Genomic DNA, 24559 nt, shown 5'->3' with positions numbered 1-24559 from the left:
CAACTGGATCACTGACGGGGCGGCTGCGACCACAAGTCGGGCCTGGATCTCGCTCCGGCGGGCCTCCAGCGGCGCGCTGATCATCTTCAGTTTGCGCTCGATCTCAGTCAGTTCGCGCTCAAGCGGCGCCCGATCAAAAAACAGTCGGCAACATGGTGGTCGGCCGCTTCGCCGATCGGTACGCCATTCCCATCCTGGTCGCCTGGTCAATACGGTGCACACCTCGGTCATCAATGTCGGCCTGGCGGCCGGCGCCTGGTTCGGCGGTGCAGGAATCATGGCCGGCTATGGCTTGCGGTCCCCCTTGTGGATCGGGGTCGCGCTGGCGCTGTTCGGTCTCGTCACCCTGATGCCGCGCCGTTTTAGAGCCTCAGCCTGACATCAAGCGCAGCGGCCGGAAGACGGAAGCCTCTTCGGCCGCTGACGTCTCCCGGTCTGCTGGGGCGCCGACACAGAGCGCCTACGGTCAGGGTTGGAAGATGCGCTCTCCGAAGCGTTCTGCGGCCTCCAGTGCAATCGAGGCGCTGCTCGTCTCAGAGGCGTACAGGATCTCGGAAGAACGAACCGGCGCGCCGCAGTAGTTGAAGACGCCCAGTTCGGCCTGGGTGATCATCGCGTCACGGTATCCACGCCGTTCGTAAACGGCCTGATCTGCTCCGGCGAGACCAAGGAGATGAACCGGAAGCCAGTCGAGCTTCTTGATCAGCCCCTTTCCGCCGGGGCCGTCTTCAAAGGCCCAGCCGTTCGAAAAGACCCGTTCGATCCAACCCTTCAGATAGGCGGGCATGCTCCACCAGAAGACCGGGTAGACCAGCACCAGGGCGTTCGCGTTCTCGAGCCTTTGTTGCTCGCGCACCACGTCCGGCGGCGGCGCCGATCGGCGGTGGTGAACGGCCCTGTCGTCCAGGCGATAGCGCGGGTCAAAGCCTTCCTTGACGAGATCGGCGATCTCGCTGGTTCCTCCGGATCTGTCGATCCCGCGCGCAATGGCGGCGGCGGCTGCGTGGGTAAGGGATGAAGGGTCCGGGTGGACCGCGACGACGAGCGCTTTCATGGGGAGGACTTTCTCTATATACTTATAGTAAGTTACTAGTGGTATATAGCTTTGATGTCGTCAATCTCTTCCGTTTCCGCGAAGGCGTCTCGACAGAGAATGGAGCGCGGCGCGCGTGGCGGGCAGTTGCTGGAGACCGCCAGGCGCATGATCCGCGCCTCGGGCGTGAACGCCCTGACGCTGGGGAGACTGGCGGAGGAGGCGGGCGTCACGAAGCCGGTCGTCTACAGCCATTTCGATGATCGGAACGCCCTGCTGTTGGCGCTCTACGCCCAATATGATGAGCAGCAGGCGCTAAGGATGGAGCAGATCTTCGCCGCCGCGCCTGCGACGCTCCAGGCCGTCTCTTCTGCGATTGCGGAAACCTATGTCGATTGCGTTCTGGGGCAGGGCGTCGAAATCCCAGGTGTCGGCGCCGCCCTGTCCGGCGCGCCCGAGCTTGAAACGCAGAAGCAGCAGTACGACGAGGCCTGGCAGGCGCGTTGCCGCGAACTCCTGGCGCCTTTCTCAAGCGCCCCCGTGTCCGCCGCTGGCCTGCTCGCCCTTCAAGGCGCTGCGGATGCCTTGTCCAGCGCGGCGGTTCAGTATCGGCTCTCCCGCGAGGAGGCGTGCGGCGCATTGACCGGCGTCATCATCGACGTGGTGAAACGGGGTTGAGGCAAGCGTTGGCTTTGCTTACGGGGCCAGAAACCTAGCCGTTCTCGCGAGACTACGGATGAACCAAGACGGCGGCTGCGTGCAAGGCGGCGCCGACGAGGAAGGCTATGGTCAGCACGACGGAGAGGCGGTGCCGGGCGGAGAACAGGACCGGTTGCAGGATGGCCCTGAGCAACCAGAATCCCGCGCCGGCCAGGGCCAGGGCGCCCGAATTCTCATCTTCTCGCCACCAGAACAGAGCGGCGCCGTACGCGAAGAAGCAATAGGTCAGCATCACATTGAGCGTTTGAGTGACGGCTGTGTTGATCTTTCCGGATGACGCAAGCGTCGACGGCCAGCCGAACAGTCGCCAGAACATCAAGTGAAAGAGACTGAAGCCGATATCGAAAATCGACGCCAGCACCGCGTATGTCAAAATCGGCTCTCCGGTTGTCGAGTAAGCGGGCGTCGGGGCGATGGCCAGGCAAGCCTGCGACGCGGTAGCATGAGGTTCCTATGCGAAGGTTGAGCCGGGTTGAACGGCGACGACATTTGAGGACATGACGAAGACATCGCCGTTCGAACTCGCGCGGCGTTCAGCAAAGGCCAGGCTGGAAGCAATAGTGTGATGGAGCGCCTGCGGGCTGTGCCGATCAGGAGACTTTGTCATACGTTCCAAGTTTGGAGATCGGGTAATGCTCGGACGATTGACTGGTCGTCCGCCAACCCGCGTGACGTGGCGAGGCGCGCTCTAGTCATGGCGCAGCGCCCAGGCTGGGGCCGCGCGGCTGGCCCGAATGGACTGACTGAGCACGGTCAGCACGGCGATGAGGACGGCCACGACGCTGGCGCCGATGAAGTAGAGCGGCGAAAGGGCGATGCGGTCGTCAAAGCCCGCCAGCCAGGTGCGCGCCGCGAAGAAGGCCAGCGGCCAGGCGAACAGGTTGGCGATCAGCACCGGCCGCAGGAACTGGGCCACCAGCAGCTTGACGATGTCCGAAGAGGAAGCGCCCAGCGTCTTGCGGATGCCGATCTCCTTCACCCGCTGCTGGGTGCTGAAGGAGGCGAGCCCCCACAGGCCGACGCAGCCGATCAGGATCGCCAGCCCGGCGCCCATGCCGAACAGGCGCGCGGCGCGGTCGTCGGCGGCGTAGAGCTCGGTCAGGCGTCGGTCGGCGTGGGCGCCGTTGAAAGGCGCGCTGGGCGCGATGCGCCGCCAGACGGTGCGAGTCTGCTCCATCACCTGACGGGGATCGCCCTGATAGCGCATGGTCACCATCGGCCAGTCGGGAATGCGCGCCTTGTAGACGTAGACCGCCGGATCGATGGGCGTGCGGGGCGAAAAGAAGCGAGCGTCCTCGACCACGCCGACGATGGTGCGGGCGCGGTGGCCGCCGACCGTCTTGCCGATCGCGTCCTGGGGTAAGGCGAAGCCGAGGGCTTCGGCTGCCTTGCGGTTGATGACGATGTTGAAGCCGCCGGCCCGTTCGGTCTCGGTGGAATCATCGCTCCGGTAGTTCGGGTCGAACACCCGGCCGGCGACCGGCGTCATGCCGTAGGTCGCGAAGAAATCCGGTCCGACGGAGATCTTGCGCAGGGTCGGGCCGTCGCCAGGCGTGCCGGGCACGGGCATGTTCTCGGCCGCATGGCTGTTGGAGCCGCCGGCGGCGAGGGTGGCCGTGGTCACATGGGTGACGCCGCGCACGTCGCGCAGAGCGGCCAGAAGGGCCAGGCGCTGGCTCTCCGTTAGACTGGAATCCGTCATGGCGGGCACGATCAGCAGGCCCTCGCGCTGGAAGCCCAGGTCGACGCTGCGGACGTGCTGCATCTGGGCGAACAGCACGCCGGCGGCGATGATGAAGCCGGTGGCCAGGGTGAACTGCAGGACGACCAGGGCTTCTCGGACGCGGGCTCCTGCGCGTCCGCCGCCGGGCGAACGGGCTGAGGCCAGCACCAGGGCGGCCGGATAGCGCGACAGCAGGACGGCCGGGTAAAAGCCCGCCACTGCGCCGATGACGACGATCAAAAGCGCCAGAACGGGCAGAACCACGCCGTAGGGCAGGGTCAGGGACAGGTCCGCGGCGGCGTTGATCAGCGGCAGTCCCAGCTCCGCCAGGATCAGCCCGACCAGGGCGGCCAGGGCGACCAGCACTATCGCCTCGCCCAGGAACTGTTGGATGAGGGCTCCGCGCGAGGCGCCGACCACCTTGCGCATCGCCACTTCACGTGCTCGCAGTCCGGCGCGGGCCACAGCGAGGTTCACATAGTTGACGATGGCGATGACCAGGGCCAGCAGACCGACCAGCCCGAGCATGGCGATGGTCAGGCGACGGTTGTCCGAGCCCTTGTCGCCCGAGGCGAGGCGCAGGTCGGCGATCGGCGTCAGCGGATAGCGCAGCGTTTCCGCCGGCTTCTCGCCCAGGTCGGCGCCGTGACGCTCGACGAAGGCGGGCAGTTTGTCGATGAAGGCGCGGGCCTGGCCGGGGGTGTCGAAACGCAGATAGGTCGACACGCTAAGTGCGCCGAGGTTGCGCCACATCTTCATGTCGTCAGGCGCGGGCGGCTTCATCGGCGTCACGGCAGTGAAGTTGAAATCGGTGTTGGCGGGCAGGTCACGGAACACGCCGACGACCTTGCGCAGATCGGCGTTCTCGCCGTCGGACAGCGTCAGGGTGCGGCCGATCGGGTCCGCTGATCCGAAATAGCGCGAGGCGGCCGTTTCGCTGAGCACCAGGTTGGCCGGATCGCGCATCGCCGTGCGCGCATCGCCGCGCACCATCTCCAGGCGGAAGATGTCCAGGAAGTCGGGATCGACGTGGGCGATGTTCTCGGACATGGCGACGCCGTTATGGATGATCTTCCCGCTGGTCAGGATCCGCGTCCCTTTCAGTTCGGGGAAGTCCTCCTGCATCATGTCCAGCAATCCGCCGGGCGTGTTTTGCATGACGCCGTTGAATGGGCTGCCGGGCAGGTTCCATTCGCTCTGGACCTGATAGATGCTCTGGTGCTCGGGCAGCCAGGTCTCGAAGCTGGTCTCGAACCGCACATAGAGGCCGAGCAGGATGAAGACGGCGATGCCCATCGCGAGTCCGCCGACATTCACCGCCGTATACAGCGGGTGGCGGATCAGGCTGCGATAGAGCGACACAAGCGCGAAACGGTTCATCAGCGTGTCTCTCGAGTTCAGATGGCGCGCGAGGCGGAGGCGACGATCCGGCCGTCCAGCATGTCGATGCGGCGCTTGGCCATGTCCGCATGGCTGGGCGAGTGGGTGACCATGACGATGGTGGCCCCTTCGGCGTTCAGCCCGCTCAGGATGTCCATCACCTGCTGGCCGTTCTGGGTGTCGAGGTTGCCGGTGGGTTCGTCCGCCAGGATCAGTCTGGGGGCGCCGACGATGGCGCGGGCGATGGCCGCGCGCTGCTGCTGACCGCCGGACAGCTGATGCGGATAGTGCTGGGCGCGGTGGGCGATGCCGACCTTGTCCATGGCGGCGGCGACGCGGGCGCGCCGATCGGTCTGGCGCTCCTTGCGGTAGATCAGGCCCAGTTCGATGTTCTCGGCGATGGTCAGTTCGTCGATCAGGTTGAAGCTCTGAAAGACGAAACCCAAGGTCTCGCCGCGGAAGCGGGCCAGGGCCGATTCACTCAAGGTCGCCAGGTCGCGCTCACCGAACAGGTAGCGCCCGCCGCTGGGCCGATCGACGGCGCCCAGGGTGTTCAGCAGGGTGGACTTGCCGCATCCCGACGGCCCCATGATGGCGAGGAATTCGCCCTGGGCGACCTCGAGATCGATGTCGTGAAGCGCGGTGGTTTCGACATCGTCGGAGACGTAGCGGCGCTGGATGTTCTCGAGACGGATCACAGGTGGCCCTTTCCACGGATGTTCAGCTTGTCGCCCCTGACGGAGGCGGTGTTGGAGGTGACGATACGGTCGCCGGGCGACAGGCCGGACAGGATCTCTACCTGCGTCGGGTTGCGGCGGCCCAATTCGATCGGGCGGCGGCGGGCGTGGCGGCCGTCCTTGTCCACCACGAAGACGTTGGCTGCGTCGCCAGCGCCTTCCAGCCAGCCGCCGACCGGGGCGACGAGGGCCGAACGTGCGGCGCCGAGCGTAATGCGCAGGTCCAGCGTCTGGCCGCGGTGCAGCCCGTTCGGCGTGCGCCCGTCAAAGGTCAGCTCGACCTTGAAACGACCTTCGGACACGGCGGGCAGAACCCGAGAGACCGTCAACGTCGCTCCCTCTGACGTTCGGGCCTTCTGGCCTACGGCGATGCGGCCCAGGTAGTATTCATCGACGTCGGCTTCCAGTTTCCAGGCGCCTTCGCTGTCGATCTGGCCGGCCGGATCGCCGGCCTTCAGGGCCTGGCCGGGTTGAAGGCTGAAGTTGGTCAACCGCCCTTCCACCGGCGCGCGGATCACCAGGGCGTCGAGGCCGGCTCGCACCGCTTCCAGATTGCCTGCCAGTCGTTGGCGCACCTCCGCCAAGCGGTTCGCCTGGGCGGCGGTGATGCGGGATTCCGTCGCCTGTCCGGCCTGAAGCTGTTTCAGCCGGTTCTCCTGATACCCCGCCTCTTCGGCGAAGGAGCGGACGCCGGCCTCGGACAGGAAGCCCCGTTCGTACAACTGGCGGCGGATGTCGTGTTCGCGGCGCGCTCGCAGAAGGTCATAGCTGGCCTGATCGATCTGGGCCTCGCGGTCCAGACGGTTGCGCTGGAGGCCCAGATCCTGCGCCGAGGCGTCACCCAGTTGACCGACGATCTGGGCCTCGCGGGTCAGGACCTCCAGCTTCAGCTCGGGATTGGACAGGACGGCGAGGGGTTGGCCCTCGGCGACCATCACGCCGTCTTCGACCAGCAGGCGCTCGACCTGTCCGCCGGTCAGGGCGCCGACCAGGGTGCTGAGGCGCGGCGCGGCGACGGCCCGCACGGGGATGTAGTCGTCGAAGGCGGCGCGCTGGATCACGCCCGTCTCGACATCGGCGGCGGCGATATTGGTCGAGCCGCTCGAGGGCGCCAGGCGCCAGGCCGCGCCGCCGACGACGATCAGGGCCAGGACGGCCAGCACAGCGCGCCGTCGCCACCACGGCGGGCGTTGTCGCTCCAGGCGGCGGTCCATGGCGGCGCCGCCTGCGGGGCCGATTGACGAGGTTGCGTGCTTTGCGTGTTCGGACATTATGGTTTCAGTCTCGCCCGACGCAGCGGAGAAGCCTAAGCTCTTATGATCAAAGATGTTTTTGAGGATCAGCAGGGCGACGTGCGTCCGCGTCCGGCCACAGTGTCCGGCAATGGACAGTCGCAGAGCGCGTCAAGCGGCGCGGCTGTCCTGCTGGTGGACGACAATACGGTGGTGGCTCGGGCGATGGAGATCGCTTTTCAGGTGGCGGGGCATCGCCTGGAGTTCGCGTCGGGACCGCAGGAGGCGCTGTCGCGTCTGGCGTCCGCGCGATACGACGCCGTGCTGCTGGACATGAATTTCAGTCCTGGGGAGACCAGCGGCGAAGAGGGCTTGGCCTGTCTGCGGCGGGTCGTGGCGGATGACCCGGCGGCCTGCGTCGTGGTGATCACCGCCCACAGCGGCGTCGGCATCGCGGTGGCGGCCATGCAGGCGGGGGCGCGCGATTTCGTCATGAAGCCCTGGCGAAATCGCGACCTGATCGCCAAGGTCGAGGCCGCCATCGCCCGCCGCGCGCCTGTTGAAGCGCCGTCGGCGTCGTTCGTCGTGGGCGAGGCCGCTCCCGCTCGGCTTCTGGGCGACAGCGCCGCCGTTCAACGATTACGCGATCTGATCCGCCGCATCGGTCCGACATCGGCCAGCGTCGCGGTGGTGGGGCCGTCGGGGGCGGGCCGCACCTTGACGGCCAACGCGATCCACGCGGCCTCTCCTCTGGCCGATCAGCCGCTGCGAAAGATCGACCTGCGTGATCCGGCCGCTTGGCGCTTCGATCCTGAAGAGGGGGCGGTCATCCTGCGTCATGTGGAGGCGCTGGATGACGTGGCGCAGTCGCGGTTGCTGGATCATCTGCCCGCGACGCTGCGCTGCTTTACCTTGCTGGGGGGAGCCGCTGGTTTGTCTGCGGCCTTGCGGCGGCGGCTGGCGACGGTCGAGGCGGTCATTCCTCCACTGGCCGAGCGCCAGGACGACGCCGTCATCCTCGCCCGCCACTTCGCGCGCGAGGCGTCCGAACGGTTCGGCCGCCCGACCGCGCAACTGACCCCTGGGGCGGAGGCGGCGATCCGCGCAGCCTCGTGGCCGGACGAGGCGCGAGGTCTGGCCCTGGCGGTCGAGCGTGCGGTGCTGTTGTCGGAGGACGGTAAGATCGAGGCGGCGGCCGTCGTTGCTCCGCCGTCGCCCGCACTGGATACGCCGGACGCGCCCGCGGAAAATGCCTTCGATCTCGGCGACGCTGAGAAGGCGATCATCGCGGCGGCGTTGCGTGAGCATCGGCACAACATCTCGCAGGCCGCGGCGGCCCTGGGACTGAGCCGGGGGGCGCTCTATCGGCGCATGGCGCGTCATGGTCTCTAGGCGGGCGGCGTCAGCTGTCGCTTGCGCGTTCGGCCTGGCGGCCAGCGGCGCGGCGGGCGTGCTGGCCGGGCGATCCGGCATGTGGGGCGCGCTGACCGGCGCGGCGCTGGTGGCGGTCTGGCTCAGCGTGTGGAACGCGCGGATGTGGGACAGGCGCCCGCCTTCGCCCGTTGCGGCGGCGTCTCCCGAAGAGGCGGAGGCGATGGCGCTGCGGGTGTTGCTGGACGCCGCGCCGACGCCGCTGGTCGGCGTCGAGGGGGCGACGGCCAGGGCCTTGAACCGTGCGGCGCGCGACCTTTTCGGCGCCGAGGACCGCATCCTTCCGCCGCCGCCGGCTCTGTTCGATCGCGAGGTCGCCCATTTCCGCCAATCCGGTCGACGTTGGCGCCTGGATCGCGTCGAGCTGACGTCCGGGGTAGGCATGTCGTCTTTGGCGGCCTTGATCGACGTGGAGCAGGAAGAACGCGCTGCTGAAGCGCGTGTGACGGCCGAACTGGTCGAGGTGCTGGGCCACGAACTGCTCAACGGCCTGGCGCCGATCGCCTCCCTCTCGGAAAGCGCTCTCGACGTTCTGGACGGGGCGCATGATGATCCGGCCCTTCTGCGCGAAATTCTGGGCGTCCTGGCGCGCCGCGCCGACGGCCTGCAGCGGTTCGCCGAGGCCTATCGTACGCTGGCTCGCCTGCCGGAGCCGGTCCGGCGGCTCGTGCCGGTGAGAGAGATGGCGGATGATCTGGCGCGCCTGTTCGCCAGCCGCTGGCCAACGGCGAGGTTGCATGTGGACGCGAAGGAAGACCTATCCTGGTCCCTGGATCGGGATCAGATGCATCAGGCTGTGTGGGCGCTGCTTCAGAACGCCGCCGAGGCGAAGCAGATCGATGGCGCGCCGTCCGGCACGGTTCGGCTATCGGTCAAGCGGGCTGACGAGGCGCTGGTGATCGAGGTCGCCGACGACGGCCCCGGCGTATCGCCAGCAGACGCCGAACGCATCTTCCGCCCCTTCGTGACCACCAAGCCGAACGGTTCGGGCATCGGCCTCAGCCTGGCCCGCCAGATCGCCCACGCCCACGGCGGCGCCCTGACCCTTGAGCAGACTCCGGCGACCGCGTTCCGGTTGAGCTTGCCGTCGCATGCCTCTCATTCGTCAGCATCGGTCCGTTAGCACGCTGTATGCTAGCCTACGCGCTGCCGCTGACCTCATATAGAGGCGTGTCAAAATCTTCGTTGGCCCTTGGATCGGAGCTCAATGCTTCAGCCATGAGGGCATCGCCCTCTGCGGCTTGGCCGGCGCCCTTGAGCATTTTACCGAGACCGTATTTGGCCTTCGGGTTGGAAGGGGCCAGTTCCGTCGCTGTGCGATAGGCGGCGACGGCCTCATTCTCGCGGTCCAGGGCATGCAGCAGATAGCCGCGTCGTATGTGCAGGACAGCGTCGTTCTCTTTTCGCTCAATGGCTTTGTCGCACATGGCCAGTGCGGCATCGCGGCTGTGCCGGAATAGGGACTGCGAGACGCAGGCCTGCGCGGGGTCATCAAGGTTGATGCGGGTCAGTTGCTTGAAGCGCGCCATATCGGCGGCGGCGCCCTGACTGTCGCCCTGCATCGCGCGGATGCCTGCACGATCGATCAGCAGGGCGGGGAAGTCGCTTTCCATCGACAGGGCGTTGGTCAGCGCTGTCTCGGCTTTGGCGGGATCTGACGCCTTGAGATTGGACGCCAGAGCCTGTGCCATACCGATGAAAATTTGGACCTTGGCGTCGGGATAGCCGGCGGTCTGCGCCATCAGGCCAGCCTGTTCATAGGCCTGTTCGGTGCGGCCCATTCGGAGCAGCTGGGTCGCCAAGGCGCCCTTGGCTTCAATTTCCTGCGGCTCCAATGTGACGATCCGCTCCAGATCGGCGAGGGCGCGAGCGGACTGGCCCATGCGTTCATAGGCGGCGGCGCGGCGGTAAAGGGCGTGGCTGTTCTCGGGCCACGACCGAAGCGCGCCGGTGAAGGCTAGAACGGCCTCCAGATCATCTTCTTCGATTTCAGCCAGACGCCCCTTTGCGTGGAACAGTATCGTTTCGTTCGGATCGACGGCTTCCCCAGCGGCGATGTCGGCGCGGGCTTTTTCCAGGTCGCCCAGCGCCAGATAGGCTAGAGCGCGATTAGATAGGGCGTTGGCATGGGGCGAAGGAAAGCTCGCGATGGCGGCGTCGAACTGGGCGATGGCGCCGACATGATCGCCTTCGTCGTAAAGAGAGTAGGCGCGACGCAAAGCCACCTCGGGATCGCCCTCGGGGGCTGTCGTCAGCGTCTGTCGGTCAGCTGCCGTCAGGGTGTAGCCTCGCTTCACCTGCATGGTGGCCTTCAGGTCTTTGAAGCTGTCCATGCCCGCCTGTTCGGCCTGGACCTCCGCCGCTGTGGCGTAGGGGCGAAGAGTGATCGAGCCACGATCGGTCTCCAGCCGATTGCCGTCGCGTTGGACGGTGCGGAAGTAGCGGGTCGCGCCAGCCTCGACCTCATAGGGCTGGACCGACAGGTCAAGGACATCCTCGCCTTCAGGCACGATGACGGTGGTGCGGAATGAGGACGAACTGGGGAATTTCTTGCCGTAATCGGCGTCCTTGAATCTCTCGTCCTTATGCAGCTCAAAACCTTTCCAGGTGACGTGAGCCAAGGGGATTTCGACGGGGCCGCCGCTCCAGTCGAAGGCGACGCGAGCTGTCGCACTGGCGACAAACTCGTGGGTGTCCTCGCGGTACTCCCACCGGCTCTTGATGTCCGAAACCTGGCCGTAATCCTTCAGGAAGTTGTTCCAGCGTTGGTCATACAGGCGGGTCAGTTCGGCGGCGGGAACCTGAGCTACGCCAGCCTGCATTTCAGTGGCGCTGTGGCCACGCTCGATATCGGTCAGCGTCACCCTTGCAGGGCCGTAGACGCCGTCGGAAAAGTCGATCTCAACATGCAGCGCGCCGGTCGGACGGGGGGGCAGTTTGAGTGGGATCTGCTCCAGGCGGGCGCGCTCCACGATGGGCAGAACATATTCGTGAACCAGAGGACGGTCCGGCGTCAGGCTACGATCGCCGATACGCGCCCCATCCATCAGATAGGTCTCCCCATTGATGCGGGCCTTCACGATCACATGGTCGAATGCACTGACCATTGGCAGATATCTATCGAGGGGCAGGTTTTCCGAAGACACCAGCACCGGGACCGCGTCGATCCCCAACTCTCTCAGCAGGGCGACCAGAAGCACGGTCTTGCCCTTGCAGTCGCCTTGCCGCTTTGCCCAGACTTCGCCGGCTGAGACCGGCAGCCAACCGCCCTCGCCGAGCGTCAGGGCCATGTAGCGCACCTCGTCCTGAACCAGCCGCAGCGCCGCTAAAGCGCGGGCTTCCGGGGTGACGTGCTCGGATTTTATTCGCGCAACGTGCGCGGCCATATCGGCGGCATCGGGTAGGGCGCTAGCTTGATCAAAGGAGGCGCGAATGTGGTCCGCGATCATCCCCCATTGTGGGATGCTGCTGATCTGCCAGCCGTAGTTGGGATAGGAGCGGGGGGCGAGGGTGTCTGGATAGATTTCTCCCTCAGCGTCGGTCACGCGATTGCTCAGGACTTTGAAGTCGCCCTCTTCGGTGATCGGAGGAAGGACGGCGTGGCGCCCGGCGCGGGTCTGCACGTTCATTGACGCCGGCCAACTGATCGTCGTCGCGCCCAGATCCAGAGGAAGCGGGGAGTGGGAATAGGCCAGCGTTTCGAGCGGGTTGTTGAAGACGTCGAACTGCGTGCGGAAGGAATAGGCAAAGTCGATGGTGTCGCCGACGCGGATGTCGGGGTTCACCAGGACGCCCGTCAGGACGCCATTGATCTGTAGCGATTGCTCCAGCGCCGTTTCGCGACGGAGTATGGTGAAGTCGGCCTTGTCCAGAATGTCGGTGGTTTCGCCTGCGCGGATGATGCGGGCGTGGTGGACGGTCGGCGTCTGCAAGGCCGGGTTCCATTCCACCCCCAACTGCGAAGCCTGTTGCAGACCCAGGGGCGACAGCACCCGCAGCCGCATGCGGACATAGGTTTCGGTATGATCGCCGAAGGCGCGCACATGGCGCTCGACCACTTCATAGCGGACATGTTGAGAGGGGTTGTCCGGCCTGTTGGACAAATGCGGGGTTACGGCCGGAATCCAGTCGGGCGCTGGGCCGCGCAAGATCGTGTCGCCAGCCATGGCGGAGGTGCTCAAAAACCAGGCCAAAGTGGTCAGCATTAGCTTGTTTTTCAACGCGTTTCATTCCTTCCGCATACCGTCGAAATCTATGTAGCAGGCGGAGCGGGAAGGGAACAGAGAGTCTTTGGGTAGGTGCGGCCCCACAGCCGAGACTGCGGGGCCTGATGCTCTCCGACAAACGTCGGGCGTCTGGTGAAATCTCGCCCTCGTCGCCTTGTCCTACTCCATGATCTCGGGCGTCTTTCCTGACTGGCGCTCGAACAGTCGCCGATAGTGGCCGTGGCCGGTCTGGAGCAGGGCGTCATGGGTTCCATCTTCGACGATCTCGCCGCCTGAGAAGACAAGGATGCGGTCCAGCGCCCGGACGGTCGACAGCCGGTGGGCGATGACGATGGCGGTGCGGCCGAGCAGCAGCCGCTCCATCGCCTCCTGGATCGCCGCCTCGCTCTCGGAATCGAGGCTGGACGTCGCTTCGTCCAGGATCAGGATCGGCGCGTCCGCCAGGAAGGCCCGCGCGATAGCCACGCGCTGGCGTTCGCCGCCGGACAGCTTGACCCCCCGCTCGCCCACCAGGGTCTGATACCCCTTCGGCAGGCGGGCGATGAAGTCGTGCGCATTGGCGAGGCGCGCGGCCCGTTCGATGTCTTCGGGCGTGGCGCCGGGGCGGCCATAGCCGATGTTGTCGGCGATCGACCGATGGAAGAGGATCGGCTCCTGCGGCACGATCGCGACCTGACGGCGCAGGGACGCCTGGGTCGCGTGGGCCACGTCCTGTCCGTCGATCGTCACTCGGCCTTCATCGACGTCATAGAGCCGCTGGACCAGCTTGACGAAGCTGGTTTTGCCGGAGCCCGAGCGTCCCACCAGTCCGACGCGCTGTCCCGCAGGAACGGCGACGTCGAGATTTCGGAACAGCGGCCTTTCCTGTCCGGCGTAGTGGAAGGTGACGCCGTCGAAACGGATGGCGCCGTCTCTGACCTGGATCGGCTGCGCATCGGTCTGGTCGGGGACGCCCAGCGGCTCCTGATGAAGCTGAACCAACTCCTCCATCTCGTTCACCGAACGCTGAAGCTGGTGAATGTGCATGCCGATGTCGCGCAGATAGCCGTTCAGGACCAGATAGCTGGTGATGACATAGGCCATGTCGCCGGCGCTGGCCTGACCGCGCATCCACAGCCACAGCGCCACGCCCGTGACCGCCAGCCGGATCAACCACAGAAGCGCGATCTGTCCCGAGCCGGCCCAGGTGAAGGCCATCCAGGTCCGATGCGTTCGCTTGCGCCATTTGGCCACGGTCTTCGCCAGCAGGGCCTCTTCGCGCGCCTCGCCGCCGAAAGCCTTGACCACGGCGTTGGCGCCGATCGCATCGGCCAATACGCCTCCGATCCGGGTGTCCCACTGGTTCGACAGCCGCGCGGTCGGCGCGAGCACCTGCGTCGCCAGGCCGACGGTCAGGGCGATATAGGCGATCGCGCCGACGCCCATCACGAGGCCCAGGATCGGCCAGTGCAGCGCCAGCAGGATGACCGTCCCCGCCAGCACCGTCAGCGACGGCAGAAGCGAGAGCAGCAACACGTCGTTCAGCGTGTCGAGCGCCCACATGCCCCGCGTGATCCGACGGACGGTCGAGCCCGAGAAGGCGTTGGCGTGCCAGTCGGTCGACAGTCGCTGGACGCGGGCGAAGCCTTCCTGCGTCACGTCTTGCATCATCTTCAGGGTCAGGGGCGTGATCGCCCACCAGCCGAGGTGGCGCAGCACGACCATCGCGGCGCCCAGGGCGGTGATGACGGCGAAGGCCGCCCAGGCGGCGCCGACGTCGCCGCGTCCCGCTGCGTCGATGATGCGCCCGGCGTATAGCGGGGCGAAGACTTCCGTGAGGGTCGCCAGCAACATCGTCCCGGCGCAGGCGACGGCCAGCAATGGGGTTCGGCGCCACAGGCGGAAGGTGAAGGCGAGCACCTTGCGCAGCACGGACGCGCGCAGGCGCGCGTCGGCGTCATCATAGTCGGTCATGAAAAGAACAACCGCGCAGATCCGCGCGGTCCTTGTGTCAGCAACGATCAGGGGAGCAGCTCAACACAGAGCCGCAAGGGGGGCGTCAGCGGCCGCGGCGGCCGAAGACCATCGGGAACCCGCAGGCGGGCGTGGTCTTGTCGATCATCATGCCCTCCTTTTCCCAAGAACAACTGGACGCTTCACAAGTAGCAGGTCCAGATTTCGACGACAATGCTTTCCGACGCTCTGGCCTTTTGTCTGGCCCGAGGGCCGTCATCAGGGCGCGAAGGTCGAAAGCCAATCCCGCGCGGCGACGAGGTCATCTGGAGCCAGAGCATGATTGGCTTCGATGATGCGGGCGTCGAGTTCGGCTCCATCCTGGCGCAAGGCGGTCTCCAGCCCCGCGGCCATTTCGGCGAAGGGATCGCGCGCGCCGGTCAACAGCAGCACACGGGCTCCGGCCAGGTCCGCCGCCGGGGCCGCCTCCAACACCTGAATGGCGCGGATCAGAATGGCGCGGCGAACGAGGCCGGGGTGCAGTTGCAGGATGGCGCCCAGCAGGTTGGCCCCGTTGGAGAAGCCGAGGAACGTCAGGCGGTCGGCATCCAGGCCATAGCCGCTGACGGCGCCGTCGACGAAGGCGACAAAGGCTCCGGCCTCCGCGCGGATGTCAGCCTGGTCGTAGCGAGTCGGCTCGAAGCGCCGGAACCAGCGGTTGACGCCTTCCTCGGTCGCGCGGCCGCGCACGCCCAGAAGGGTGGCGCGCGGGTTCAGCCGATGGGCCAGCGGCATCAAGTCCGCTTCATTGCCGCCCGTGCCATGCAGCAGGACGATCACCGAACCGTCGGGATCTTCGGGCGTGTGAAAGCGGTGTACGAAGGGCAGGTCTCGGTGCGGCGGGCGCGGTTCTCCCGGCAAGGCGAACTGCGGCAGCATGACCTTCAGGTCTTCGGCGCGCGCGGCGTCGCCGGGCGGCATGAGCAGGGCCTCGCCCAAAGTCTCCAGCGGTTCGTCGGCCGTGTAGCCGGGGGCGTCGGTGGCGTATTCCATCAACAGACCGGCCGGGTCGCGGACATATAGCGAGAGGAAATACTGCCGGTCATGGACGTTGGTGACGCCGTTGGCCTTGCCCAGCGACAGGCGCATGGCGCGAACGGCGTCCACGTCCGGCGCGCGGAAGGCGGTGTGGTCGATGGTTCCAGCGCCCGGAACGCCCGGCACATAGCCGGTGACGGCGCGCACATCGACGACATCCGTGTCCGAGATCATGCGCTGGACGGCGCCCTCGACCGGGCCGCGGCGGTAGCCGAAACGGGCCACGAAGTCGGCGGTCTCTTCCGGTTTTTCGGTGAACAGGGTAACGGCGCGCAGACGCGTCGGCGCGATCGGATCGGCCAGGGGCGCGGCGGCGGGCAGGGCGGCGCCCACTAGCTTGATGATGACGCCGTCCGGGTCTTTCAGCCTCAGCACCGGCTCGCCGAACTCGCGCGTCGGGCCTTCGACAGGGATGCGGGCGCTCATGGCGCGAGTCAGCCAGTCGCCGATGCTGGCGGCCGGCACGGCGAAGGCGATCTCGGCCGCCAGGCCATGGCCGACGCGGCCCGAAGCGCCGGCTTCCCAGACCAGGAAGGTGACGACGCTGCCGGGGCTGCCGACGGCGTCGCCATAGAAGAGGTGAAGCTGTTCAGCGTCTTCATAGCCGCCGGTTCGCTTGATCAGTTTCAACCCCAGAAAGCCGACATAGAAGTCGACATTGGCCTGGACGCACGCGGTGATGGCGGTGACGTGGTGCAGGCCCGTGGTCACGCAGCGGCCTCGTCGGCCAGAACCTTCTGAACGGCGGGGTCGGCGGCCAGGCGATCGTGCAGAGCCTGGACGTGTGGGAAGTCGGCCAATCCGCCTGGGACGCGCGCGATGGCCCAGCGGATCATCGGGAAGGCATAGGCGTCGATCACCGAACGGCGGCCCAGCACCCATTCCTTATCGGTCAGGTGGTTGTTCAGGATCGTCAGTTGCTTGCGCACCAGGGCGTGGCCGGCCTCTACCGCTTGCGCGCGTTCAGCCTCGCCGCCGGTGGTGTAGCGGTAGGGCATGAAGACCGGGAAGAAGGCCGGGTGAAGGTCGCCCGTGAAGAAGGACGACCAGCGGTGGGATTCAGCGACTTCGCGCAGGCTGTGGCCGCCGGCCAGGTCCGCCTCGGGGTGCTTGGCGGCGAGGTAGTCCAGAACGGCTCCAGCCTGGGTCAGCAGCCAGCCATCGTCCTCGATCAGCGTCGGCACCGCGCCGGCCGGGTTCACGGCCAGCAGTTCGGGCGAGCCATAGCCCACTTTCACCGCCGAATAGGGCGCGCCTATCCATTCCAGAACGATATGCGGAGCCAGCGAGCAGGCGCCTGGAGCGAAGTAAAGGGTGGTCATGAAAGCGGATCCAGTTGCGGTTCGGCTGCGACACTAGCGCCGAAGGCCGGGAGGTGGAACCGGCGCCAGAGCTGCGGCGGCGTCCAGCGTCAGCAGAGTCCGGCGCTGTAGCCCGTCATGCTTCCATCGGCCGCAATGACGTGGTGGCAGGGCAGGATGATGGAGATTGGGGTGAGGGCGTTGGCGCGACCGATGGCGTCTAGGGGCGCAGCGCACCCAGACGTGGCGGCTGCAGGGCAGCGGGGCTGACCTTCACCGCTGAGCGCGGCTTTGAGCGTCGCCTGGCCGGACGCATCGAGACGGGCAGGCACGGCGTGTCCGATCCCCTGATGGGCCGAAGCTAGGAGGGCATGACGTCAGACGCAGGAGGCGCCGGCTTCATGGGCTGAAGATGAGGGCGACCCCGGTTGATGGGGGCCTGGGAAGCCGAGCGTTCTGAAATTCATCGGTCGTCGCTCTGGTCAATCCGGCGCAGTCCCAGTAGCCCTACATGGGAGCACTGGGGGACGATCATGCGTGGCGAGATTCTTACATTCGATCAGGCGACCGGGATGGGCGCGATCCTGGGCGATGATACGGCGCGCTATCTGTTCAATGTCACGCAGGTGCGGACATCCTTGCCGCTAACGCGCGGGCAGAAGGTCGATTTCGTCCCCGGCGCGGATCTGCAGGCGACCGAGATCTTCGTGCTTCAGGCGGTCGCCCCGCCGACCTGGACGGGGCAGGCCGCCAGCCGGGGCGGCCAGTTCGACCTCGGTCGGGTGATCCAGCGCACCTTCACGACCATTCGCGAAAACGCAGCGATCTTTTTCGGCGCGGCGACGGTCATGGTCGGGGCGCCCAGCGCCGTCATGGGCCTGGGCCAGAGCACGGCCGTCACCGGCGGCGCCGCCGTCGGATTCCTGACGATGGCGGCGGGCTGGGTGTTCTATCTGGTGGGCCTTTACATGCTTCAGGGCATGGTCATGAAGGCTGCGGTCAACGGCTTCAACGGCAAGACGACCTCCTTTGGCCAGGCGTTCGATGTCGGCGTGAAGATGTTTCTGCCGCTGCTGGGGCTGGCCATCATCGCCGCCCTGGGCGCGGGACTGGGCTATCTGGCCCTGATCGTGCCCGGCGTGATCCTTTCGGTGATGTGGTCGGTCGCCTCGCCCGCCGTGGTGGTCGAGAAGAGGGGCGTGTTAGAGAGCCTGCAACGCAGTCGCGATCTGACGCGCGGCTATCGCTGGAACGTGTTCGGCCTGATGGTCATCTATGTGATCCTGTCGTGGATCATCGGGGCGGCGGTCGGCGCGCTCGGTCTGGCGACCGGCGGCGGCTTCTTCGACGGCAGTCCGAATCTGTGGGTCAATGCGGCGTCCGGCGTGGTGGTCAACATCCTGTCGGCGGTGGTCGCTTCGGCCGGGGTGGCGGCGCTCTATTACGAACTGCGGACCGTCAAGGAAGGTGCGGGGCCTGAGGCCCTGGCCGCCGTCTTCGACTGATGGGGCCGCGGCGTCAGACGTCGTGCTTGTCGCGACGCCGCACGCCCATCAGCAGCTTCTGCTCCAGCCGCCCACGCACGGCGGCGTAATAGGCGCTGAGGAAGTCGCGGTCGGTCTGGTGTGGATCGCGCGACCATCCGATTTTCACCATGATGCGGTCGGCGACGGCGCGCATGGTCTTGCGCTCGCCGGTGCGCAGGACGGATTCCAGAACGTGCAGCTCCTTGGCCCCATAGGCGTCCAACTGCGCCAGGGTGAAGTCATACCTCGCCAGTTGTTCCGACCCGTCGTCGGCCATGTCGCGGGTCAGCTTGCGGCGTGGGGTGCGCACCACCCAGGTGCCGCCGACCAGGTCGCCCAGGCGCAACCGGTCCCGATTGAACAGGGGGAAGAAGACGAAGATCGCCGCCCAGACGAAGGCCAGCAGATACATCCAGCTGTCGACCCCGCCCTGACCCGCCTGCGTCACCAGAAGCGACAGCGGCAGGAAGACCTCCAGCTCGCGCATGGCGTTGCGTGCGAACACCGATTCCGCCCGCAGCCGCCCGCCGTCGCGTGAGGCGACGCGCAGGCCCATCGCCCGTTTGCCGGGCGTGGCGGCGGCGGCCGACAGCTCGAAAGCGGTGAAGTAGAAGTTCCTCAGCAGGAAGAAGACCACCAGCCACAGCACCGCGACCAGTTCCGCGCCCGCCTGCCCGGCTGCGCCTATGGCGCCGACGCCGGTGAAGATCAGGGCCAGGGTGAAGGCGATCAGCACGCCGATGATGATTCCGGCGTCCAGCAGGAAGGCCGCCGCCCTTTGCCCCGCGTCGCCGATGTTCAGCCGCAGGTCGACGCCCTCGGGCGTGATGAAGGGGCGCTCGGTCTTGTCGATCTTCGCGGCGTCAGCGGACACGAGACGCCTCCCGTCTCGGACCATAGAAGTAGAGCCCCCAGATCAGGGCCGTCACGCCCGCCACGGCGTAGCGCAGGCCGGTGTCGGCGATCAGTTGCCGCCCGAAGCCCTCCAGCAAACCGGCGAGCAGCAGCATGACGATGACCCCGCCCATGACCACGCCTGCGGTTCGTCCGGCTTGAACGGCGGCGTCCAGTCGGTGCGCCCGGCCGGGGAAGGCGACGGCCCAGCCGATCTTCAGACCCGCGGCGCCGGCCAGGATGACGGCGAACAGCTCGGTCACGCCGTGGATCAGCAGCCAGCCGCCCAGCTCGACCCCCAGGCCGCGGCTGGCGAACAGGGCGAAGAAGGCGCCCAGCGTCGCGCCGTTGTAGAGGATCAGCAGTCCGGTCGGCAGACACAGGGCGAAGCCCAGCGCAAAGGCGAACAGGGCGACCTTGGCGTTGTGGGTGAACAGGAAGGCCGCGAACACCGACAGGCCGTCGGCGTTCTCGGTCCCGTCCAGCGTGGCGCGCAAGGTCGCGGTCGAGGCGCCCGGATCGCGGCCTCCGGACAGGTCGCCCGGCACAAAGGCGTAGAACCACTCGGGATCGTGCATCACCAGCCAGCCGCCGACCACGGCGCCCAGCAGCATCAGGGCGGCGGACACCAGGGTCTCGCGCCACAGGCCTTTGACCGAGGCGGGCCAGTCATGGCGGAAGAAGGCGGTCAGCCGGTCGCGCAGCGTCGCCCGCGAGCCGTAGACGAAGAAGTAGGCTCGCGCCGACAGCGTCTCCAGATAGTCGATTAGCCCCTGGTCCAACGACGTCTCGCGCGCCACCGACAGGGCCGACAGGGTCGAGCGGTACAGCACCGGCACGGCCAGAATCTCTTCGTCAGTCAGTTTGGACGCCGAGCCCTTTTCGGCCTTGTCCATCAACCGTTCCAGGCGGCGCCAGTCGTCTTCGCGCGCCTGGCGGAAGCGTTGGCTTTTCAGCAGGGGGGCGTCGGTCACAGCAGATCCCTCCGCTTCAGGTCCAGATAGGCGTTGACCGCCTCGGGCCCGACCTGATCGGCGGGGGCGTCGACGATGTGGGCGCCCATGCGGCGCAGACGGCTGATGACCGTTTCACGTTCGCGCAGCAGGCTGGCGGCCACGACGGCGCGCGACACGTCCTCGGCCGTTTCTGGCGCGGCGGCGGCAAGACCCTCCAACTCTTCGTCGCGCAGAACGACGAACAGCACCAGGTGGCGTTTCAGCAACCGGCCCAGAGACTCGATCATCAGCTCGGCGGCGGTGGAGTCGGTGAAGTCGGTGAAGACCACGATCAGAGATCGGCGCTGAAGCTGTCCCGACAGGGTGGCCAGGGCCAGGGTGTAGTTGGTCTCGTGCGTCGAATAGTCGACCCGGCCGACGACGGTCTGCAGGGTGCGGAAGGCGTTCATGCCGCCGACGGCGCCGGTCGACAGGCGCGGCCGGGAATCGAAGGCGAACAGGCCCGCCCGGTCGCCCGAGCGCAGGCAGGCGTAGGACAGCAGCAGGGCCGCATGGATGAAGCGGTCCACCCGCGGCATTCCGCCGACCGGCTCGCAGGCGGCGCGTCCGCAGTCCAGGGCCATGATGACGTTATGGTTGCGCTCGGTGCGGAATTCCTTGGCCAGCAGGGCGGCGTGGCGGGCTGACTGCTTCCAGTCGATGGCGCGCCGGTCCATGCCGGGCTGATAGTCGCGCAGGGCCTGGAACTCGGCGCCTTCGCCGATGTCCAACTGGGCCTTGGATCCGAACAGGGCGTCGCGAGCGAACAGGCGCACCGCCTGATCGCGCACCCACTGCAGATCGGTCAGCACCGGCGCCGACAGATCCAGGCGGAACGTCTTCTGCTTCCAGGTCAGACCCATCGGTCCGCGCCAGCGCACCCAAAGCTCATGCAGGGCCGCGTCGCCGCGTCGCTCGGGCGTGAAGGGGAAGGCGAGGACGGCGATATGGTCGCGGACCCCGGCCTGGCGCGGGGTGTCGTCCACGCCCAGCTTGGCCTCGCCCGACAGGGCGGCTTCGACCTGATGCGGTGCGCGGCCTTGCGGCGCGAAGCGCGCCGTCAGCCCGACCAGGCCCGGTCGCCCGACGGCGGCGCGCACCGGCTCGGGCGCGTCCAGCGTCAGGCCGGAGCGGGAACCGGTCAGCAGGGCGTCCAGCGCGAACAGCGCCGTCACGCCCGCGATCCAGACCGGACCGGCCAGCCAGCCGACGGGCGTCAGCACGCCGGCCAGCAGGGCGACGGGCGCTCCCGCCGCCAGCACCGTCACCGCACGTCGGCTGGGATAGATCACCGGGGCGCCGCCACCTGATCCACCAGGCCGGCCAGCACCTGCTCGACGCGGCGGCCCTCGATCTCGGCCGCGGGCGACAGCACCAGGCGGTGGCGCAGGGCCGGGATCGCTAACGCCTTCACGTCGTCAGGAATGACGTAGTCGCGACCGTCCAAGGCGGCGCGGGCGCGGGCGGCGACAGCCAGCATGGCCCCCGCGCGCGGCGAGGCGCCCGTCTCCACATCGGCGGAATCGCGCGTGGCCCGCACCAGGGCCGCGATGTAGCCGACGACCTCGTCCGTCAGCCGCACCTGGGCCACAGCGTCCACGGCGGCGGCGATGGCGGGGGCCTCGGCCACGGTCTCGACGCCCAGGGCGATCGGGTCCATCTGGCCGGTGCGCGACCCGTGGGCGGCGATGATGGCGCGCTCCTGCTCCAGGTCGGGATAGTCGAGGACGTGCTTGAACAGGAAGCGGTCCAATTGCGCCTCGGGCAGGGGATAGGTGCCCTGCTGCTCGATCGGGTTCTGGGTGGCGACGACGGTGAAGCGCGGGCTCAGCGCATGGGCCTGGCCGTCGATGGTGATGTTGCGCTCCTGCATGGCTTCCAGCAGGGCGGCCTGGGTCTTGGGCGGGGTGCGGTTGATCTCATCGGCCAGCAGCAGCTCGCAGAAGATCGGCCCGCGCGTCAGGGTGAAGCTGGACGTCTGGAAGTTGAACAGGTTCGACCCCAGGATGTCGCCCGGCATCAGGTCCGGCGTGAACTGGATGCGGCCGTAGTCCAGCCCGACCGAGCGGGCGAAGCTGTGGGCCAACAGGGTCTTGGCCGTGCCGGGCGGGCCTTCCAGCAGGACGTGGCCGCCCGCGAACAGGGCGGTCAGCAACAGGTCGACTGCGCCGTCCTGGCCCACCACGGCCTTGGCGATCTCGGCGCGGATGCGCTCGGCGATCGTCTTCACCTCATTGACGTGCACGGGTCAGCTCCTGGTTCCAGCGATAGAGGGCGGCGGCGACCCGCATCAGGTCGCCGGGGGTTTTGGCCGCCCTGGCCTGATCAGCCAAGGCGGAATAGGTCGCGTGCGCGCCGGTGGTCCGGCTGACGCGGTCGAGGAAGGCGTCGAGTTCGTCCTCGCTCAGGCGGCGCGGGGCGCCGATGGCGCGGGCCACGGCGGCGCGGGTCAGCAGGGCGTAGGGCGCAGCCATGTGATGTTCGCGCCGAGCCAGCCGCACCAGCCCCGCCGTATTGTCGGCCAGCCCGCGCTTGCCCAGGGCGATGACGCGGCCGCTCTCGCGCGCGGGGCCGAAACGCACGACGGCCTGATAGCCGGCGAAGACCGCCAGCGCCGCCAGCACCAGCGTCATGCCCAGCAGCGGCGGCTCCAGCATCAGCCGTAATAGGCTGCGCGTGCGCTGCATCCCGTGCAGCGTCAGGTCGAAGATGACCGGCGCGTCTTCCGCTCGCACGACGTCCAGCAGGGCGACGGCCGTGCGCGCCCCATTCAGCGTCTTCAGCCCGTGGGTGCTGAGCAGGTCGGCGTCGGCCAGCACATAGACTCGCGTGGTCGCGTGCATGGCCAGAACCGGGCGACCCTGATCGTCCGTCACGACAGGGACCCAGTCGGGGCCTGACAGGGTCTTCAGCGCATCGACATCCACCGGCGCGCCGAAGGGCGTGCCGTCGGGGCGTTTCAAGGCGACGGCCGCGCGGCCGTCGCGCGATTGCAGGCGGGCGCCCTGACGCAGGTGTTCGCTCAGCGGCGCGAGCGAGGCCTGGGCGGGCAGCAGGCCCATTGTGCGAACCCAGCCAGGGTGTTCGGGGTCGGGCGCCGCGCTCCATTTGGGCAGGACGATCAGGGTCGCGCCGGCATGGTTGATGTCGTCGATCTGTTCGGGCTTGGCGTCGGGCGTCGGCGTCAGCACCAGCAGGCTTTCGTCCGAAGAGGGCGTCAGGGGGCCTCGGCTCATCGTCACCGGCACGCCGAGGTTTCGCAGCAGCACCGGCGCCGCGCCGAATCCGGTCGAGCTGCGCGACAGGGCGTGGCCGCCGCCGTCGTCGCCGGACTTCAGTTCGGGCGCATAGGCCGACAGCACGCCCAGCCCGGCCAGGGCTACGACGCTGACCAGCAGCAAGCTGATGAGGACGACGGGTGAAAAGGCGTTCCCGGCCGCCTTGGCGGAACGGCTCATGCGCGCCAGCCCTCGGGCAGGGCGAAGGCCTCATAGGCCTGGCGACAGTCGGCGAAATCCTGGGCGTCCACGGCGGCGCCGCCGAACAGGCTGCGTTCGACCACCCGGCCGATCCGTTCAAAGGCGGGTCGCGCCGCCTCGGGCAAGGCTTTCAGGCGGGCGATTTCGCGCGCGGTCAACGACACCCGCAGCGCGCGCGGCTGGCGTTTTTCGATGTCCTGCACGCTGCGCAGCAACAACAGGTGGGCGGCGTCGGCGTATTGTCCGCGTGCGGCCAGCGCATCGGCCTCGGCCAGCAGATCGCGGGCCGTCTGAACGTCCGGCCGCCAGTCGGCATCGACCGGCGTCGCAGGCTTGTCGGGCTTGGCGGCGGGTTTCCGCAGCCGCAGGATCTCGCGCACGATGGCGTAGAGGATCAGCCCCGCCAGCAGGGCCAGCCCGATCCAGAACACCCATTTCAGCATCGGCGCCAGGAACTGCAGCGTCTCGCCGATCCAGCGCAGCCAGCCGGGAGTCTGCGGCGGGTCGAAATTGGCGCGGTCGAACTGAAACGACGGATCGTTCAGCAGGGCGGCGTGCGCCTGCGGGATCGTTTCGTTGGAAGCCGAGGCCTCTCCCTGCATTCCAACGTTCCTCGACCCCATGCTTCAAGCCATAGAGCCGGAGACGGTCAAGTCAACCGACAGGTCGCACGGCTAGGGGGATGTTCGGGCCTGCCCATGCGCTCCATCGCGAAGGAGACGGCGACCTCAGCTGTTTGAAACGGCGACGACGCCGATGACGGCCGCCGCAACGAGGACGCAGACGGGCAGCACCCACACCTGGGTCAGCGCTGTCGAGCGAGAAACTCCGCCTTCGGCCACATCATCGCCC

Annotated in this window: 21 protein-coding genes; 5 read left to right on the top strand and 16 right to left on the bottom strand. The window is 67.4% G+C overall.

Annotation, left to right across the window (positions count from 1 at the left end; all coding sequences use genetic code 11):
- Positions 1–214 precede the first annotated feature (214 nt).
- The gene (locus FM111_RS16405) at positions 215–379 is read left to right on the top strand and encodes a hypothetical protein (protein ID WP_179205100.1); all 165 of its coding nucleotides are present in this window, start codon (positions 215–217) and stop codon (positions 377–379) included.
- 87 nt (positions 380–466) lie between these two features.
- Here the strand turns inward: FM111_RS16405 and FM111_RS12560 are convergent, their stop codons facing one another.
- Positions 467–1054 (bottom strand): NAD(P)H-dependent oxidoreductase, encoded by a 588-nt coding sequence (locus tag FM111_RS12560; RefSeq protein ID WP_087141280.1) that lies wholly within the window; start codon positions 1052–1054, stop codon positions 467–469.
- Between the two features lie 99 nt (positions 1055–1153).
- Here FM111_RS12560 and FM111_RS12555 point away from each other — a divergent pair, with 99 nt between their 5' ends.
- Positions 1154–1711, top strand: coding sequence for a TetR/AcrR family transcriptional regulator (locus FM111_RS12555; RefSeq protein ID WP_218779218.1), 558 nt, complete (start codon positions 1154–1156; stop codon positions 1709–1711).
- A 52-nt stretch (positions 1712–1763) separates the two neighbouring features.
- Here the strand turns inward: FM111_RS12555 and FM111_RS12550 are convergent, their stop codons facing one another.
- The 4 genes from FM111_RS12550 to FM111_RS12535 form a co-directional block, all read right to left on the bottom strand.
- Positions 1764–2126, bottom strand: a complete 363-nt coding sequence (locus tag FM111_RS12550) for a hypothetical protein (protein ID WP_143276116.1) — start codon at positions 2124–2126, stop codon at positions 1764–1766.
- A gap of 315 nt (positions 2127–2441) precedes the next feature.
- Positions 2442–4856, bottom strand: coding sequence for an ABC transporter permease (locus FM111_RS12545; RefSeq protein WP_087141278.1), 2415 nt, complete (start codon positions 4854–4856; stop codon positions 2442–2444).
- Positions 4857–4873: 17 nt separating this feature from the next.
- Positions 4874–5554, bottom strand: a complete 681-nt coding sequence (locus FM111_RS12540) for an ABC transporter ATP-binding protein (protein ID WP_087141277.1) — start codon at positions 5552–5554, stop codon at positions 4874–4876.
- Positions 5551–6864, bottom strand: a complete 1314-nt coding sequence (locus FM111_RS12535) for an efflux RND transporter periplasmic adaptor subunit (RefSeq protein WP_256968262.1) — start codon at positions 6862–6864, stop codon at positions 5551–5553. The genes FM111_RS12540 and FM111_RS12535 overlap by 4 nt, the downstream gene beginning before the upstream one ends.
- A 45-nt stretch (positions 6865–6909) precedes the next feature.
- Between FM111_RS12535 and FM111_RS12530 the strand changes: the two genes are divergently transcribed.
- Positions 6910–8217: a sigma-54-dependent transcriptional regulator gene (locus tag FM111_RS12530; protein WP_087141275.1), complete on the top strand. Its 1308-nt coding sequence runs from the start codon at positions 6910–6912 to the stop codon at positions 8215–8217.
- A complete protein-coding gene (locus FM111_RS12525) occupies positions 8207–9379 on the top strand; it encodes a sensor histidine kinase (RefSeq protein ID WP_087141274.1) in 1173 nt (390 codons plus the stop codon). Before FM111_RS12530 ends, FM111_RS12525 begins: the two co-directional genes overlap by 11 nt.
- 16 nt (positions 9380–9395) lie before the next feature.
- Here the strand turns inward: FM111_RS12525 and FM111_RS12520 are convergent, their stop codons facing one another.
- The 5 genes from FM111_RS12520 to FM111_RS16620 all read right to left on the bottom strand — a co-directional run bounded on the left by FM111_RS12520 (position 9396) and on the right by FM111_RS16620 (position 17145).
- On the bottom strand, positions 9396–12422 hold the full coding sequence (locus FM111_RS12520; protein WP_179205099.1) for a DUF3857 domain-containing protein: 3027 nt from the start codon (positions 12420–12422) through the stop codon (positions 9396–9398).
- Between the two features lie 219 nt (positions 12423–12641).
- Positions 12642–14435: an ABC transporter ATP-binding protein gene (locus tag FM111_RS12515; RefSeq protein ID WP_087141272.1), complete on the bottom strand. Its 1794-nt coding sequence runs from the start codon at positions 14433–14435 to the stop codon at positions 12642–12644.
- 258 nt (positions 14436–14693) lie between these two features.
- Positions 14694–16223, bottom strand: a complete 1530-nt coding sequence (locus FM111_RS12510) for a VOC family protein (RefSeq protein WP_087141271.1) — start codon at positions 16221–16223, stop codon at positions 14694–14696.
- Entirely contained in the window at positions 16220–16834 is a 615-nt protein-coding gene (locus FM111_RS12505; RefSeq protein WP_087141270.1) for a glutathione S-transferase family protein, read from the bottom strand. Before FM111_RS12505 ends, FM111_RS12510 begins: the two co-directional genes overlap by 4 nt.
- An 89-nt stretch (positions 16835–16923) precedes the next feature.
- Positions 16924–17145, bottom strand: a complete 222-nt coding sequence (locus FM111_RS16620) for an MGMT family protein (protein WP_218779217.1) — start codon at positions 17143–17145, stop codon at positions 16924–16926.
- A 201-nt stretch (positions 17146–17346) separates the two neighbouring features.
- Here FM111_RS16620 and FM111_RS12495 point away from each other — a divergent pair, with 201 nt between their 5' ends.
- Positions 17347–18318 carry a hypothetical protein gene (locus tag FM111_RS12495; RefSeq protein WP_143276114.1) on the top strand — a complete coding sequence of 324 codons (972 nt, stop codon included), beginning with the start codon at positions 17347–17349 and terminating at the stop codon, positions 18316–18318.
- A gap of 13 nt (positions 18319–18331) precedes the next feature.
- On the opposite strand, the gene FM111_RS12490 is transcribed toward FM111_RS12495, so the two are convergent.
- From FM111_RS12490 to FM111_RS12465, 6 genes are read right to left on the bottom strand one after another with little or no spacing between them, the layout of a single operon-like run.
- On the bottom strand, positions 18332–19213 hold the full coding sequence (locus FM111_RS12490; protein ID WP_256968258.1) for an RDD family protein: 882 nt from the start codon (positions 19211–19213) through the stop codon (positions 18332–18334).
- Entirely contained in the window at positions 19203–20207 is a 1005-nt protein-coding gene (locus FM111_RS12485; protein WP_256968257.1) for a stage II sporulation protein M, read from the bottom strand. Before FM111_RS12485 ends, FM111_RS12490 begins: the two co-directional genes overlap by 11 nt.
- Positions 20204–21520, bottom strand: coding sequence for a DUF58 domain-containing protein (locus FM111_RS12480; RefSeq protein ID WP_087141266.1), 1317 nt, complete (start codon positions 21518–21520; stop codon positions 20204–20206). Before FM111_RS12480 ends, FM111_RS12485 begins: the two co-directional genes overlap by 4 nt.
- Entirely contained in the window at positions 21517–22473 is a 957-nt protein-coding gene (locus tag FM111_RS12475; protein ID WP_087141265.1) for an AAA family ATPase, read from the bottom strand. Before FM111_RS12475 ends, FM111_RS12480 begins: the two co-directional genes overlap by 4 nt.
- Positions 22460–23686, bottom strand: coding sequence for a DUF4350 domain-containing protein (locus FM111_RS12470; protein ID WP_256968256.1), 1227 nt, complete (start codon positions 23684–23686; stop codon positions 22460–22462). Before FM111_RS12470 ends, FM111_RS12475 begins: the two co-directional genes overlap by 14 nt.
- The gene (locus FM111_RS12465) at positions 23683–24309 is read right to left on the bottom strand and encodes a DUF4129 domain-containing protein (RefSeq protein WP_087141263.1); all 627 of its coding nucleotides are present in this window, start codon (positions 24307–24309) and stop codon (positions 23683–23685) included. Before FM111_RS12465 ends, FM111_RS12470 begins: the two co-directional genes overlap by 4 nt.
- Positions 24310–24559 lie beyond the last annotated feature (250 nt).

The sequence above is a fragment of the Brevundimonas diminuta 3F5N genome (assembly GCF_900163625.1).
GTDB classification, from domain to species: domain Bacteria; phylum Pseudomonadota; class Alphaproteobacteria; order Caulobacterales; family Caulobacteraceae; genus Brevundimonas; species Brevundimonas diminuta_A.
This window is presented reverse-complemented; position numbering and strand designations above follow the sequence as displayed.

What these genes read in the sequence shown, in the direction of transcription:
- FM111_RS12560 (WP_087141280.1), bottom strand. Translation starts at nt 1,054, where the DNA reads ATGAAAGCGCTCGTCGTCGCGGTCCACCCGGACCCTTCATCCCTTACC.
- FM111_RS12555 (WP_218779218.1), top strand. Translation starts at nt 1,154, where the DNA reads ATGGAGCGCGGCGCGCGTGGCGGGCAGTTGCTGGAGACCGCCAGGCGC.
- FM111_RS12545 (WP_087141278.1), bottom strand. Translation starts at nt 4,856, where the DNA reads ATGAACCGTTTCGCGCTTGTGTCGCTCTATCGCAGCCTGATCCGCCAC.
- FM111_RS12535 (WP_256968262.1), bottom strand. Translation starts at nt 6,864, where the DNA reads ATGTCCGAACACGCAAAGCACGCAACCTCGTCAATCGGCCCCGCAGGC.
- FM111_RS12530 (WP_087141275.1), top strand. Translation starts at nt 6,910, where the DNA reads ATGATCAAAGATGTTTTTGAGGATCAGCAGGGCGACGTGCGTCCGCGT.
- FM111_RS12525 (WP_087141274.1), top strand. Translation starts at nt 8,207, where the DNA reads ATGGTCTCTAGGCGGGCGGCGTCAGCTGTCGCTTGCGCGTTCGGCCTG.
- FM111_RS12520 (WP_179205099.1), bottom strand. Translation starts at nt 12,422, where the DNA reads ATGGCTGGCGACACGATCTTGCGCGGCCCAGCGCCCGACTGGATTCCG.
- FM111_RS12515 (WP_087141272.1), bottom strand. Translation starts at nt 14,435, where the DNA reads ATGACCGACTATGATGACGCCGACGCGCGCCTGCGCGCGTCCGTGCTG.
- FM111_RS12505 (WP_087141270.1), bottom strand. Translation starts at nt 16,834, where the DNA reads ATGACCACCCTTTACTTCGCTCCAGGCGCCTGCTCGCTGGCTCCGCAT.
- FM111_RS12495 (WP_143276114.1), top strand. Translation starts at nt 17,347, where the DNA reads ATGCGTGGCGAGATTCTTACATTCGATCAGGCGACCGGGATGGGCGCG.
- FM111_RS12470 (WP_256968256.1), bottom strand. Translation starts at nt 23,686, where the DNA reads ATGAGCCGTTCCGCCAAGGCGGCCGGGAACGCCTTTTCACCCGTCGTC.
- FM111_RS12465 (WP_087141263.1), bottom strand. Translation starts at nt 24,309, where the DNA reads ATGCAGGGAGAGGCCTCGGCTTCCAACGAAACGATCCCGCAGGCGCAC.